Genomic DNA, 14,195 nt, shown 5'->3' with positions numbered 1-14,195 from the left:
GACCCTTACAGGCCGTAGCGCTCGCGCGCCTCCTTCACGGCCGTCGCGCGGATCTCGCCGCGGCGGGCCAGCTGGGCCAGCGTCGCGACGACGATCGACGGGGCGTCGACGCCGAAGTGGCGGCGGGCCGCCTCGCGGGTGTCCGAGAGGCCGAAGCCGTCGGCGCCGAGCGAGGTGTAGTCCTGCTCGATCCACTGCGCGATCTGGTCCGGGACCTGGCGCATGTAGTCGGAGACCGCGAGGACCGGGGAGGTGATGCCCTCCAGCGCCTTGCGGACGTACGGGACCTGCTCCTCGCCGCGCAGGAGGGCCGCGTCGGCCTCCAGGGCGTCCCGGCGCAGCTCCGTCCAGGAGGTCGCGGACCACACGTCGGCGGCCACGCCCCACTCCTCGGCCAGCGTCTTCTGGGCCTCCAGGGCCCAGTGGATCGCGGTGCCGGAGGAGAGCAGCTGGATGCGGGCGGCGTTGGCGGGCAGGTCGAGACCGGCCGACTCCGCCGTGTTGAAGCGGTAGAGGCCCTTGACGATGCCCTCGTCGATGCCGGACGGCTTGGCCGGCTGCGGCATCGGCTCGTTGTAGACCGTCAGGTAGTAGAAGACGTTCTGGTCCTCGCCCTCGGCGGCCTCGCCGTACATGCGGCGCAGACCCTCCTTGACGATGACCGCGACCTCGTAGGCGAACGCCGGGTCGTAGGTCAGCGCCGCCGGGTTGGTGGCCGCGATCACCGGCGAGTGGCCGTCGGCGTGCTGGAGGCCCTCACCGGTCAGGGTGGTGCGGCCGGCGGTCGCGCCGACGAGGAAGCCGCGGCCGAGCTGGTCGCCGAGCTGCCACATCTGGTCGGCGGTCCGCTGCCAGCCGAACATCGAGTAGAAGATGTAGAACGGGATCATCGCCTCGCCGTGCGTGGAGTACGCGGTGGAAGCGGCGATGAAGTCGGCCATCGAGCCGGCCTCGGTGATCCCCTCGTTGAGGATCTGGCCGTTGACGGCCTCCTTGTAGTACATCAGCTGGTCGCGGTCGACCGGCTCGTACGTCTGGCCCTTCGGCGAGTAGATGCCGAGCGACGGGAAGAGGGACTCCATACCGAAGGTACGGGCCTCGTCCGGGACGATCGGGACCCAGCGCTTGCCGGTCTCCTTGTCGCGGATCAGGTCCTTGACGAGACGCACGAACGCCATCGTGGTCGCCATCGACTGCGAGCCGGAGCCCTTGTCGAACGCGGCGAAGGCCTTCTCGGCCGGGGCCGGCAGCGGCGCGAGCGCGTGGGTGCGGCGGGCCGGGGCGGGGCCGCCGAGGGCCGCGCGGCGCTCCTGGAGGTAGCGGACCTCGGGGGAGTCGGCGCCCGGGTGGCCGTAGGGCACCTGGCCGTCGACGAACTGCGCGTCCGAGATGGGGAGTTCGAGAAGGTCACGCATGTTCTTGAACTCGTCGGTGGTGAGCTTCTTCATCTGGTGGTTCGCGTTCTTCGACGCGAAGCCCTCACCGAGGGTGAAGCCCTTGACGGTCTGCGCGAGGATGACCGTCGGCGCGCCCTTGAACTCCAGGGCGGCCTTGTACGCGGCGTACACCTTGCGGGGCTCGTGGCCACCGCGCGAGAGGTGGAAGCACTCGAGGATCTTGTCGTCGGACAGCAGCTTGGCCATCTCGACGAGCGCCGGCTCCTTGCCGAAGAAGTCCTGGCGGATGTAGGCGGCGTCGCGGGTCTGGTACGTCTGGACCTGCGCGTCCGGCACCTCGCGGAGGCGGCGGACGAGGGCGCCGGTGGTGTCGAGCGCGAAGAGCTCGTCCCAGGCGTTGCCCCACAGCGACTTCACGACGTTCCAGCCGGCGCCGCGGAACTGGGCCTCCAGCTCCTGCACGATCTTGAAGTTGGCGCGGACCGGGCCGTCGAGGCGCTGCAGGTTGCAGTTGATGACGAAGGTCAGGTTGTCGAGACCCTCGCGGGCGGCGAGTGCGAGTGCCGCCGTCGACTCGGGCTCGTCCATCTCGCCGTCGCCGAGGAAGGCCCAGACGTGGGACGCGGAGACGTCCTTGATGCCGCGGTTCGTCAGGTAGCGGTTGAAGCGCGCCTGGTAGATCGCGGAGAGGGGGCCGAGGCCCATGGAGACGGTGGGGAACTCCCACAGCCAGGGGAGGCGGCGCGGGTGCGGGTAGGAGGGCAGGCCGTTGCCGCCGGACTCCTGCCGGAAGTTGTCGAGGTGGCCCTCGTTCAGGCGGCCGTCCAGGAACGCGCGGGCGTAGATGCCGGGTGCGGCGTGGCCCTGGATGTAGAGCTGGTCGCCGGAACCGTCGGCTTCCTTGCCCTGGAAGAAGTGGTTGAAGCCGGTCTCGTAGAGCCAGGCCGCGGAGGCGAAGGTGGCGATGTGGCCGCCGACGCCGTACTTGGAGCCGCGGGTGACCATCGCGGCCGCGTTCCAGCGGTTCCACGCGGTGATCTTCCGCTCCATCTCCTCGTCGCCGCCGAACGCGTCGACGGACGGCTCCGCGGAGGTGGGGATGGTGTTGACGTAGTCCGTCTCCAGGAGCTTCGGCAGGGCGAGGCCCGCGCCTTCGGCGTGCTGGAGCGTGCGGCGCATCAGGTAGGCGGCCCGGTGGGGGCCGGCGGCCTTGGTGACGGCGTCGAGGGAGGCCGCCCACTCGGCGGTCTCCTCGGTGTCACGGTCCGGGAGCTGGTCGAGCTCGCTCGGAATCTTGCCTACGGGATCGGTCATGATCGCCGCCTTCCGGACAGGTGGGGTGGAGATAAGGGGGGCCATGTCTGGCAGGACAGGGCGAAGGGGCCGGGTGACGGCCCGCCGAAGACTGTAAACCGACGATCGATGATCGATCAAAGGGTTGAAGAGAGAAACCTCTTCAAATCGAGAAAGTCGGCACAGGGTGCCAGCGCGAAGGGCACCCGGTGCCGCGATTTCGTCCCGTTTTCGCAGGTCGGGAGGGCCGTACGGAGCGGATCCGCGCACGGATGAGCGGGCCCGTCCGAAGACGAGCCCGCTCACTGTGAGTAATGCCATGCGGGGCGTGCGGGGCTCAGGCCCGGGGCGCGCAGCCCAGGACGTGCGCCTTCACGAGCGCCCCGATGTTCGGGTCGCCCCTGCGGAAGGCCTCCACCAGCTCCTGGTGCTCCTCCGCGTACGACTTCTGGACCGTGCCGAGCCAGCGGATCGACAGGGCCGTGAAGACCTCGATGCCGAGCGTCTCCCAGGTGTGCAGCAGTACGGCGTTGCCCGCCGCCTTCACCAGCTCCCGGTGGAAGGCCACCGTGTGCCGGACCTGCGCGGTCCCGTCGGCGGCCGCGTCGGCCTCGTACAGGGCCGCCACGTGCGGCTCCAGGGTCGAGCAGTCGGACGCGAGCCGTCCGGCGGCCAGCTCGGCCGCGATCTGCTCCAGACCGGCCCGGACGGGGTAGCTCTCCTCCAGGTCGGCCGCCGTGAGGTTGCGGACCCGGACGCCCTTGTTCGGCGCCGACTCGATCAGCCGCAGCGACTCCAGCTCGCGCAGCGCCTCGCGGACCGGGGTCTGGCTGACCTCCAGCTCGGTCGCGATCCGGCGCTCCACGATGCGCTCGCCCGGCTTCCAGCGGCCGCTGACGATCCCCTCCACGATGTGCTCGCGGATCTGTTCGCGCAGCGAGTGGACGACGGGGACGGTCATGAAAGCTCCTCGGGGAGGGTCGACCCTTAGACAATACGGCGGCGCCCCCGCCCGGAAACACTTCCGGGCGGGGGCGCCGCAGGTGAGGCTCGTTACGTTGCGCCTCGATGGCCGTACGAGGTCACGGCTCAGAGGCCGAGGTCGACCTCGAACTCGCCGGCCTCCAGGATCGCCTTGACGGCCGTCAGGTAGCGGGCGGCGTCCGCGCCGTCCACCAGACGGTGGTCGTAGGAGAGCGCGACGTACGTCATGTCGCGGATCGCGATCGTCTCACCCAGGTCCGGGTGGTTGATGACGACCGGACGGCGCACGGTGGCGCCGATGCCCAGGATGGCGACCTGGTTCGGGGGCACGATGATCGTGTCGAACAGCGCGCCGCGCGAACCGGTGTTGGAGATGGTGAAGGTCGCACCGGCGAGGTCGTCCGGCGTGATCTTGCCGGCGCGCACGGCGGCGGCCAGCTCCGCGGTCTTCTTCGAGATGCCGGCGATGTTGAGGTCGCCCGCACCCTTGATGACCGGGGTCATCAGACCCTTCTCGGAGTCCACCGCGATACCGATGTTCTCGGTGTCGAAGTAGGTGATCGTGCCCTCGTCCTCGTTGATCCGGGCGTTGATGACCGGGTAGGCCTTCAGCGCCTGGGCCGCCGCCTTGACGAAGAACGGCATCGGGGAGAGCTTGACGCCCTCACGGGCCGCGAACGCGTCCTTGGCACGGGCGCGCAGCTTCATCAGCTTGGTGATGTCGACCTCGACGACCGAGGTCAGCTGGGCCTGGCCGTGCAGCGCCTTCATCATGTTGTCGCCGATGACCTTGCGCATGCGGGTCATCTTGACGGTCTGACCGCGCAGCGGGGAGACCTCCAGGGCCGGGGTCCGCGAAGACGCAGAGGCGGCCGGGGCCGCGGCCGGAGCGGCCGGGGCCACGGCGGCGGCCTTCTTGGCCTCGGCGGCGGCGAGGACGTCCTGCTTGCGGATGCGACCGCCGACGCCGGAACCCTTGACGGCCGACAGGTCGACACCGTTCTCGGTGGCGAGCTTGCGGACCAGCGGGGTCACGTACGCGCCGTCCTCGGCGGGGGTGGCCGGAACCGGGGTGACCAGCGCCGGAGCGATGGACGGGGCGGCCGGGGCGACCGGGGCCGGGGCGGCCACGGGAGCGGCCGGGGCGACCGGCGCGGGCGCGGCGACCGGAGCGGCCGGAGCCACCGGGGCGGGCGCGGCGACCGGAGCCGGAGCGGCGGCGGGAGCGGCCGGAGCCGGGGCGGCGGGGGCGGCCGGAGCGGCACCCGCGGCACCGATGACGGCGAGCTTGGCGCCGACCTCGGCGGACTCGTCCTCGGCGACGACGATCTCCAGGAGAACGCCGGAGACCGGCGCGGGGATCTCGGTGTCGACCTTGTCCGTGGAGACCTCGAGCAGCGGCTCGTCGGCCTCGACGGTCTCGCCGACCGACTTCAGCCAGCGGGTGACGGTGCCCTCGGTGACGGACTCGCCCAGCGCGGGCAGCACGACGTCGGTGCCGGAGGCGGCGCCACCGGCCGGGGCGGCCGGAGCGGCGGGCGCCTCGGCGGCCGGCGCCGGGGCGGCCGGGGCCTCGGCCACGGGGGCCGGGGCGGCGGGGGCGGCGGCGGGCTCGGCGGCCGGAGCCGCGGCGGGGGCCGCGGCACCCGTGCCGTCGTCGATGATGGCCAGCTCGGCGCCGACCTCGACCGTCTCGTCCTCGGCGACCTTGATGGAGGCCAGGATGCCCGAGGCGGGGGCGGGGATCTCGGTGTCGACCTTGTCGGTCGAGACCTCGAGCAGCGGCTCGTCGGCCTCGACACGCTCACCCTCGGCCTTGAGCCAGCGGGTGACGGTGCCCTCGGTGACGCTCTCGCCGAGCGCCGGCAGGGTTACGGAAACCGACATGGTTTCAGTTGCTCCTAACGAATTGCGGAAAGTGGTCGTCGCGCCCTGTGATGACGGGAGTCGTCAGTCGTGGGAGTGCAGAGGCTTGCCGGCGAGGGCCAGGTGGGCCTCGCCGAGCGCCTCGTTCTGCGTCGGGTGGGCGTGGATGAGCTGCGCGACCTCGGCCGGCAGCGCCTCCCAGTTGTAGATCAGCTGCGCTTCGCCGACCTGCTCGCCCATGCGGTCACCGACCATGTGGACGCCGACCACGGCACCGTCCTTGACCTGGACGAGCTTGATCTCGCCCGCGGTCTTGAGGATCTTGCTCTTGCCGTTGCCCGCGAGGTTGTACTTCAGGGCGACGACCTTGTCCGCACCGTAGATCTCCTTGGCCTTGGCCTCGGTGATGCCGACGGAGGCGACCTCGGGGTGGCAGTACGTCACCCGCGGCACGCCGTCGTAGTCGATCGGAACGGCCTTCAGGCCCGCGAGGCGCTCCGCGACGAGGATGCCCTCGGCGAAGCCCACGTGCGCGAGCTGGAGCGTCGGGACGAGGTCGCCCACGGCCGAGATCGTCGGCACGTTGGTACGCATGTACTCGTCGACCAGGACGTAGCCGCGGTCCATCGCGACGCCCTGCTCCTCGTAACCGAGACCGGCGGAGACCGGGCCGCGGCCGATCGCGACGAGCAGCACCTCGGCCTCGAAGGTCTTGCCGTCGGCCAGGGTGACCTTGACGCCGCTGTCGGTGTACTCGGCGCCCTGGAAGAAGGTGCCGAGGTTGAACTTGATGCCGCGCTTGCGGAAAGCGCGCTCAAGAAGCTTCGAGCTGTTCTCGTCCTCGACCGGGACGAGGTGCTTCATGCCCTCGATGACCGTCACGTCGGTGCCGAAGGACTTCCACGCCGAGGCGAACTCGACGCCGATGACACCGCCGCCGAGGATGATCGCGGACTCGGGGACCCGGTCCAGGTTCAGCGCGTGGTCCGAGGTGATGATCCGGTTGCCGTCGATCTCCAGGCCGGGGAGCGACTTCGGCACGGAGCCGGTGGCGAGGAGGACGTGACGGCCCTCGACGCGGCGGCCGTCGACGTCGACCGAGGTCGGGGAGGAAAGGCGCCCCGTGCCCTCGATGTACGTGACCTTGCGGGAGGCGACGAGACCCTGGAGACCCTTGTAGAGGCCCGAGATCACGTCGTCCTTGTACTTGTGCACGCCCTTGATGTCGATGCCCTCGAAGGAGGCCTTGACACCGAACTGCTCCGCCTCGCGCGCCTGGTCGGCGACCTCGCCGGCGTGGAGCAGGGCCTTCGTCGGGATGCAGCCGTTGTGCAGGCAGGTGCCGCCGAGCTTGTTCTTCTCGATCAGTGCGACGTCCAGGCCCAGCTGCGCTCCGCGCAGCGCCGCGGCGTAACCGCCGCTACCGCCGCCGAGGATCACTAGGTCGAAAACGGTGCTGGCGTCGTTCGCCACGTCACGTCCTCCATGCATGTGCGCTCGTCGCCGGTCTTCCATGACCGGGCGGCGGCTGGTGTCCGGCCGCTTTATTTCGGCCCTGTGGTGGGGGCCCTGTCCTGCCGAGAACCCATCTTCGCACTTGTTGACGGACGACGGGACGCGGGGCCGTGCTCTGAGACGGCCGATCGTCCGTACGGCGGGGTCGTGGCGGCGTACGAAGGTACGGATTTCGTCGCGGGCGAACAGATGTCGAACAGACGGGGACGGCCCCGGGCGCGATGCCCGGGGCCGTACCGTCACGCCACTGCCGGGAAGGCTCAGAGCTCGCCGGCGGCGGTGAGCTCGGCCAGCTTGACCAGGGTGCGGACCGAGGAACCGGTGCCGCCCTTCGGGGTGTACCCGTACGGGGCGCCCTCGTGGAAGGCCGGGCCCGCGATGTCGAGGTGGGCCCAGGTGATGCCCTCGCCGACGAACTCCTGCAGGAAGAGACCGGCGACCAGGCCGCCGCCCATGCGGACGCCCATGTTCGCCATGTCGGCGGTGGAGGAGTCCATGGACTTGCGCATGTCCGCGGGGAGCGGCATCGGCCAGGACTGCTCGCCGACCTCCTCGGCGATCTCGTGGATCGCGGTACGGAAGTCGTCGTCGTTGGACATGATGCCGAAGGTGCGGTCGCCGAGCGCGAGGACCATGGCGCCGGTCAGGGTCGCCACGTCGACGATCGCGTCCGGGTGCTCCTCGGAGGCCTTGGTCAGCGCGTCGGCGAGGACGAGACGGCCCTCGGCGTCGGTGTTCAGGACCTCGACGGTCTTGCCGCTGTACATGCGCAGGACGTCACCCGGGCGGGTGGCGTTGCCCGACGGCATGTTCTCGGCGAGGGCGAGCCAGCCGGTCACGTTGACGGCGAGGCCGATGCGGGACGCGGCGACGACGGTGGCGAAGACGGCGGCGGCGCCGGCCATGTCGCACTTCATCGTCTCGTTGTGGCCGGCCGGCTTGAGCGAGATGCCGCCCGAGTCGTAGGTGATGCCCTTGCCGACCAGGGCGAGGGTCTTCTCCGCCTTCGGGTGGGTGTAGGCGACGCGGACGAGGCGCGGGCCGCGGACGGCGCCCTTGCCGACGCCGAGGATGCCGCCGTAGCCGCCCTTCTCCAGGGCCTTCTCGTCGAGGACCTGGACCTTGAGCCCGTGCTCCTTGCCGGCGGCCTGGACGGCGGCGGCGAAGGACGCGGGGTAGAGGTCGTTCGGCGGCATGTTGATGAGGTCGCGGGCGCGGTTCATCTCGTCCGCGACGGCCTGGGCGCGCTCGGCGGCGGCCTTGTAGGCCTTGTCGCGCGGCTTGGCGCCGAGCAGGGCGACCTCGGCCAGCGGCTTCTTCGCGTCGCCGTTCTCCTGGTACGCGGTGTAGGCGTACGCGCCGAGCAGGGCGCCCTCCGCGATGGCGGCGGCGTCCTCGGGGGAGCCGACGGGCAGCGCGAACGCGGCCTTCTTCGTGCCGGTCAGGGCGCGGGCGGCGACACCGGCGGCGCGGCGCAGCACCTCGGCGTCGAAGGACTCGCCCTCCTCGGGGGCGGAGCCCAGGCCGACGGCGAGGACGACGGGGGCCTTGAGGCCGGCGGGGGCGGGCAGCTTGGTCGCCTCACCCTCGGCACCGGAGGCGCCCAGGGTCTCCAGGACGGCGGCGAGCCGGCCGTCGAAGGCCTTGTCGACGGCCTCGGCGCCCGAGGCGACGACGAGCGCCTTCCCGGACTTCGCGACGCCGACGACGAGGGCGTCGGCGCGCAGCGTCGCCGCGCCGGCAGTGCTGAGAGTGAGAGCAGTCACGGTGGTGAAATCTCGCTTCCATTGAGTTCTGTGGCGGTCGAGGGATGGGCCGACCGTGCCCGCCGCATCGTATTTCGGCCCGGAGAGCGCCGAGAACGAGCCTACGCTCGCTCACCGCGTTCGCTCACGGCGGCAGGGATTCACTCATCCGTGGTGTCTCTTTCATGTTTACCCTTCCGGCTCGTCGCGCCCGGTCACACTCGCCTCATTCACGCAAGGACGCCACGCCGTCCTTCGCCTCATCTGCGACATCTCCACAGGTTCCGCCGGTCCGGGCGGGGGCCTGTCGAGGGGGGACATCCGCCATGGACTCCGACCGAATCCGTACGCCCAGAAACGCCTCCAAGATCGCGGCCCTCGCCGCCGCCGCGCTGCTCGCCACCGTCGTCCCGTCCGCGCAGGCGGTCGCCGCGACGGCGCCCCGGATCGATCTCACCGTGCTCGTCGTCGACGACGGCGGCAGCGCCGTCGGCGCGATCGCCGCCGAGCTGAAGGGTTCCGGCGTCCCGTTCCGCCGGATCGACCTCAACGACCCGAACCGCCCCGTCCTCGACACCGCCTTCCTCAGCGACACGGTCGACGGCCGCCCCCGCGCCAAGTACCAGGGCGTCGTCCTGCCCCACGAGACCGCCTTCGGCCCGGACTCCGCCGAGCACACCGCCCTCCAGGCGTACGAGCGGACCTTCGGCATCCCGCAGGTCGACGCCTACACCTGGTCGCACCCCGGCGTCGGCCTCGACTACACCGACCAGGGCGGCTGGTCCGGTGTCCTCGACGGCACCACCGCCGGCGTGACCGCCGCCGGGCAGGCCGGGCCCTTCGGCTACCTCAAGGGGGCCGTCACCTTCGAGGACAACGACCCCTCGATCGCGGAGGGTTACGGCTACGCGGGCCGCCCCCGCGCCGGCTACACCAGCTTCCTCGACATGCCGGTCGAGGGCGGCGGCCGGGCCAGCCTCGTCGGCGAGTACGCCGCCGACGGCCGCCGCGAACTCGTCGTCACCTTCGCCTACAACCAGTACCAGCGCCAGTTCCGCGCCCTCGCACGCGGCATCGTCGAATGGCTCACCCAGGGCGTCCACCTCGGGCAGAACCGCAGCTACCTCTCCGTCCACGTCGACGACGTCTTCGCCCCCGACGCCCGCTGGGACACCGCCCTCAACTGCACCCCCGGCGACTTCGACTGCGTCGGCGACGACGGCGAGGGCGTCAACCCCGTCCGCATGACCGCCGCCGACGCCCAGTACGCCGCCGCCTGGCAGAAGTCCTCCGGCTTCACCCTCGACATGGTCTACAACGGCGGCCAGGGCGAGCAGTGGAAGACCGAGCACGGCGGCACCGACGCGCTCACGGCACAACTGGTCGCCGACCGCGCCCAGTACCGCTGGATCAACCACACGTACACCCATCCCTTCCTCGGCTGCGTCCAGGACAACACCACCGTCCCCTGGCGGTGCGCCAAGGACACCTCCGGCAACACCCTCTGGGTCAGCCGCTCCGAGCTCTCCGGCCAGATCCGCAACAACCACAACTGGGCCGTCGGCAAGGGGATCTCCGTCGACCGCACCGAACTCGTCACCGGCGAGCACTCCGGCCTCAGGACCCTGCCCCAGCAGCCCGTCGACAACCCCAACCTCGCCGGAGCCCTCGCCGACAACGGCGTCAAGTGGCTGGCGAGCGACAACTCCCGCGAACCGCAGCAGCGCGCGGTCGGCGCCGCGCTCACCGTCCCGCGCCACCCCATGAACGTGTACTACAACGTCGGCACCGCCGCCGAGATGGCCGACGAGTACAACTGGATCTACACCTCCCGCGCCGACGGCGGCAGCGGCATCTGCGAGTCCAACCCGGCCTCCACCTGCCTGCCCGCCCCCCTGGACACCGCCACCGGCTACGCCGAGCACATCGTCCCGCAGGAGGCCCGCACCGCCCTCTCGCACGTCCTCGGCAACGACCCGCGACCGCACTACGTCCACCAGTCCAACCTGGCCGAGGAGCGCATCCTCTACCCCGTCCTCGACCGCGTCCTGGCCGACTACCGGGCCCTGTTCGCGGCCAACACCCCCCTGGTCAACCCGCGCCAGAAGGACGTCGGCACCGAGCTGAGCCGCCGCGCCGCCTGGGACAAGGCCCTCGCCGAGGGCAAGGTCACCGCGTACCGCGTCGGGAACACGGTCACCGTCAAGGCGCCCTCCGGCGTCACCGCGCCCGTGACCGCCCCCGAGGGCACCCGCAAGCAACTCCTCCTCGGCTCCACCGTCTTCGGCACGGCCTACGCGGGCACCCGCTCCGCCTGGACGGCGCCCGAACTGCTCCAGACCGCCATCACCCTCACGCTCCCGACCGCCTGACGGCCTGACCAGCACGTTCTGGGGGGACACGCACATGCCGAGCAGTGGCCGTCACGTCACCATGCTCACCGAAGGCACCTACCCGCACGTCCACGGCGGCGTCAGCACCTGGTGCGACCAGCTCGTCCGGGGCATGCCCGAGGTCGACTTCGAGATCCTCGCCCTGACGGGCTCCGGCCGCGAACCCGTCACCTGGGAGCTGCCGCCCAACATCACCCGGCACACCGCGTTCCCCCTCTGGGGCCACCCGCAGGGGCCGACGTCCGCCCGGTTCGCCGGAGCGCGTCGGCCCCTGCGGGGGCGCGAACACCGGGCCTTCCTCGACGCGTACGAACGTCTGCTGCTCGCGCTCCTCGACCCCGAGGCCGGCTACGACTTCGGGACGAGCCTGTACGAGCTCGCCGTCCTCGCCCGGCAGGGCCGGCTCACCGCCGCCCTCCGCTCCGAGCCGGCCCTCCGCTCCCTCATGTGGATCTGGACCATGCCGCACCTGCCGACGCTTGCGGCCAGGCCCACCGTCCACGACGCCCTCACCGCCACCGACCTGCTGGAACACGCCCTGCGACCGCTCGCCGCCCGGATAGCCCCCGGCGGTGTGGCGCACGCGGTCTCCAGCGGACTCGCCACCCTGCCCGCGCTCACCGCGCAGCACTTCGAAGGGGTGCCCTTCCTGCTCACCGAACACGGCATCTACCTCCGCGAGCGCTACCTCGGCTACCGCACCGACGCGCAGCGCTGGCCCGTCAAGGCCCTCATGCTCGGCTTCTACCGCGAGCTCAACACGCTCGGCTACCGCAAGGCCGACCTCATCACCCCCTGCAACCAGTACAACCGGCGCTGGGAGGAGCGCGGCGGCGCCCCCGCCGAACGCATCCGCACCGTCTACAACGGCGTCGACCCCGCCCTCTTCCCCGAGGCCGGACCCGAGCCCGGGACGCCCACCCTCAGCTGGTGCGGACGCGTCGACCCCATCAAGGACCTGGAGACCCTGATCAGGGCGTACGCGATCTGCCGCGCCGAACTCCCGGCGCTCCGGCTCCGGTTGTTCGGACCGGTCCCGGCCGGCAACGAGGACTACCGGACCCGCCTGGAGAAGCTCGCCGCCGAACTCGGCGTCGCCGACGGGGTCACCTTCGAGGGCCGGGTCTCCGACGTCCCCTCCGCCTACGCGGCCGGCAACGTCGTCATGCTCTCCTCCATCAGCGAGGGCTTCCCCTTCTCCCTCATCGAGGCCATGTCCTGCGGCCGGGCGACCGTCTCCACGGACGTGGGCGGGGTGCGGGAGGCCGTCGGCGACGCCGGACTCGTCGTCCCGCCCCGCGAGCCGGCCGTCATGGCCGCCGCCGTCACCGCCCTCCTGCGGGACGACGCCCGCCGCGCCGAACTGGGCCGCCAGGCCCGGCAGCGGGTCGTCGACCGCTTCACGCTCAACCGCTCGGTGGACGGATTCCGCCAGATCTACCGGGAGCTGGCGGGCGAACCCTGCCTCCCGGAGGTCGCCCCGAAGCTGACGATCCCGTCCCCGAGGCGCACCCCGAAGGCGGCCGCCGTTCCCCCGCAGGCGCCCGCACCCGCTCTCGTCGCAGGAGGCACCCCCGCATGAGCGGCTCGCTCTGGCTGAAGCCGCCCGCCGCGGCGGCGGCCCCGCTCCCGTCGGTCCCGCCCCCGCGCGCCGGCGCGGCCACCGCAGCCGACCCCGTCGACGAACTCGCCGAGCGCCTCGACGAGTTCGTCGCCGGAGCCGTCCACCCCGACGAGATAGCCGCGCTCCTCGAATCCGACGGCATGACCGACGACCACATCCGCCTCACCTACGGCCGCGCCGACTCCTTCGCCCTCGCCGAGGACCTCTACGCGCGCGTCGAACGGCGCCACACCGCGCCCGAGGCGCCCGACACCGGGCCCTGGCACTCCGAGCTCGCCGGCTGCCTCCTGCGCGGCCTCGTCTTCGCCCTGCCCGGCCTCGCGTACGTCCTCGCCGCCCCGCTCCTCGCGGGGGAGCAGGGGCGGTACGGGCTCCCCGGCGGCACCGTCCCCCTCCTCGCCGGCGCGGTCACCGGCTGGGTGTGGAACCAGGTCCTGTCGCACCGCGCCTACACCTGGCTCGGCCTCGGCGACCGGGCCGCCGCCGCCCGGACCCTGCTCACCGGTGCCCCGGCCGGTGCCCTCGCCGGCACGGTCGTCGCCTTCGCGACCTCCGTGCCCGGCGAGGCGCCCGCCGCCCTCTTCGCCGCCGGGCAGGCGCTCTACCTCGCCGCCGCGACCGTCCTCCTGGTCCTCGGCCGCGAACGGGCCCTGCTCTGCGCCCTGTCGCCGCTCGCCGGGGCCTTCCCCGCGTTCCGCTGGGACCTCCCCGCCCCGCTCCGCACGGCCCTGCTCCTCGCCTCGCTCACCGCCGCCGTCGCCTTCGCCGCGCGCGTGCTCGGGCCGGGCCTCGCGCGGGGCGCGGCGGGCCGGGGCGGGCCGCCGCGCGCGGCCTCGCTCCCGTACGGTCTCTTCGGCCTCGGCAGCGGGCTGCTGGTCCTCCAGGCGGGCATCGGCGACACCCTGGTCAGCGGGGCGGGCGCGGTCGTCGCCCTCACCGTCTCCATGGGCCCGGCCGAGTGGCTGCTGCACCGCTTCCGGACCGAGAGCCTGGTCCGGCTGCGGACCCTGACGACCGCCCGCGAGTTCCGCCGCGCGGTCACCGGCACCCTCGTCCTCTGCCTCGGCGGCTACCTCACCGTGCTCGTCGGCCTCACCCTGGCCGCGACCCTCGCCTGGCCGGGCGTGCCGATGCCCACGCTCCCGCGCGTGATCACCCTGCTCCTCATCGGGACCGTGCTCTGGCTGGGACTGCTGCTCCAGGCGTTCGGCGCCGTCGCGAGCGCGGCGGCCGTCTGCCTGCTCGCCTCGGCCGCGCAGCTGGCCGCGCCCGCCGCGGGGCCGCTCGCGACCGGGGGAGCGGCCGCCCTGCTCGGCCTGCTCACCTGTGCTCTGCTGGTACGACCGACCGCGCACCGCGCGTAAGGAGGAGACCGCAA

At 72.1% G+C, this 14,195-nt stretch carries 8 protein-coding genes; 3 read left to right on the top strand and 5 right to left on the bottom strand.

What is annotated here, in order from left to right:
- Positions 1–5: 5 nt before the first annotated feature.
- The 5 genes from aceE to AB0G79_RS08480 all read right to left on the bottom strand — a co-directional run bounded on the left by aceE (position 6) and on the right by AB0G79_RS08480 (position 8,821).
- Positions 6–2,711, bottom strand: a complete 2,706-nt coding sequence (aceE, locus tag AB0G79_RS08500; protein ID WP_360802227.1) for a pyruvate dehydrogenase (acetyl-transferring), homodimeric type — start codon at positions 2,709–2,711, stop codon at positions 6–8.
- Positions 2,712–3,027: 316 nt separating this feature from the next.
- Positions 3,028–3,651: a GntR family transcriptional regulator gene (locus AB0G79_RS08495; RefSeq protein WP_189835045.1), complete on the bottom strand. Its 624-nt coding sequence runs from the start codon at positions 3,649–3,651 to the stop codon at positions 3,028–3,030.
- Positions 3,652–3,779: 128 nt separating this feature from the next.
- Positions 3,780–5,561, bottom strand: a complete 1,782-nt coding sequence (gene sucB / locus AB0G79_RS08490) for a 2-oxoglutarate dehydrogenase, E2 component, dihydrolipoamide succinyltransferase (protein ID WP_360802224.1) — start codon at positions 5,559–5,561, stop codon at positions 3,780–3,782.
- Positions 5,562–5,624: 63 nt separating this feature from the next.
- Positions 5,625–7,013 carry a dihydrolipoyl dehydrogenase gene (gene lpdA, locus AB0G79_RS08485; RefSeq protein WP_360802221.1) on the bottom strand — a complete coding sequence of 463 codons (1,389 nt, stop codon included), beginning with the start codon at positions 7,011–7,013 and terminating at the stop codon, positions 5,625–5,627.
- 302 nt (positions 7,014–7,315) lie between these two features.
- Positions 7,316–8,821, bottom strand: a complete 1,506-nt coding sequence (locus tag AB0G79_RS08480; protein ID WP_360802218.1) for a leucyl aminopeptidase — start codon at positions 8,819–8,821, stop codon at positions 7,316–7,318.
- Between the two features lie 305 nt (positions 8,822–9,126).
- Here AB0G79_RS08480 and AB0G79_RS08475 point away from each other — a divergent pair, with 305 nt between their 5' ends.
- The 3 genes from AB0G79_RS08475 to AB0G79_RS08465 are packed head-to-tail and all read left to right on the top strand — an operon-like array spanning position 9,127 to position 14,181.
- On the top strand, positions 9,127–11,172 hold the full coding sequence (locus AB0G79_RS08475; RefSeq protein ID WP_360802215.1) for a hypothetical protein: 2,046 nt from the start codon (positions 9,127–9,129) through the stop codon (positions 11,170–11,172).
- A gap of 34 nt (positions 11,173–11,206) precedes the next feature.
- Positions 11,207–12,775 carry a GT4 family glycosyltransferase PelF gene (gene pelF / locus AB0G79_RS08470; protein ID WP_360802212.1) on the top strand — a complete coding sequence of 523 codons (1,569 nt, stop codon included), beginning with the start codon at positions 11,207–11,209 and terminating at the stop codon, positions 12,773–12,775.
- Entirely contained in the window at positions 12,772–14,181 is a 1,410-nt protein-coding gene (locus AB0G79_RS08465) for a hypothetical protein (protein ID WP_360802209.1), read from the top strand. The genes pelF and AB0G79_RS08465 overlap by 4 nt, the downstream gene beginning before the upstream one ends.
- Positions 14,182–14,195 lie beyond the last annotated feature (14 nt).

This window comes from Streptomyces sp. NPDC020807 (assembly GCF_040641575.1).
GTDB lineage: Bacteria > Actinomycetota > Actinomycetes > Streptomycetales > Streptomycetaceae > Streptomyces.
Note: the sequence above shows the minus strand (reverse complement) of the source record. Positions and strands in the feature narration are given on the sequence as shown.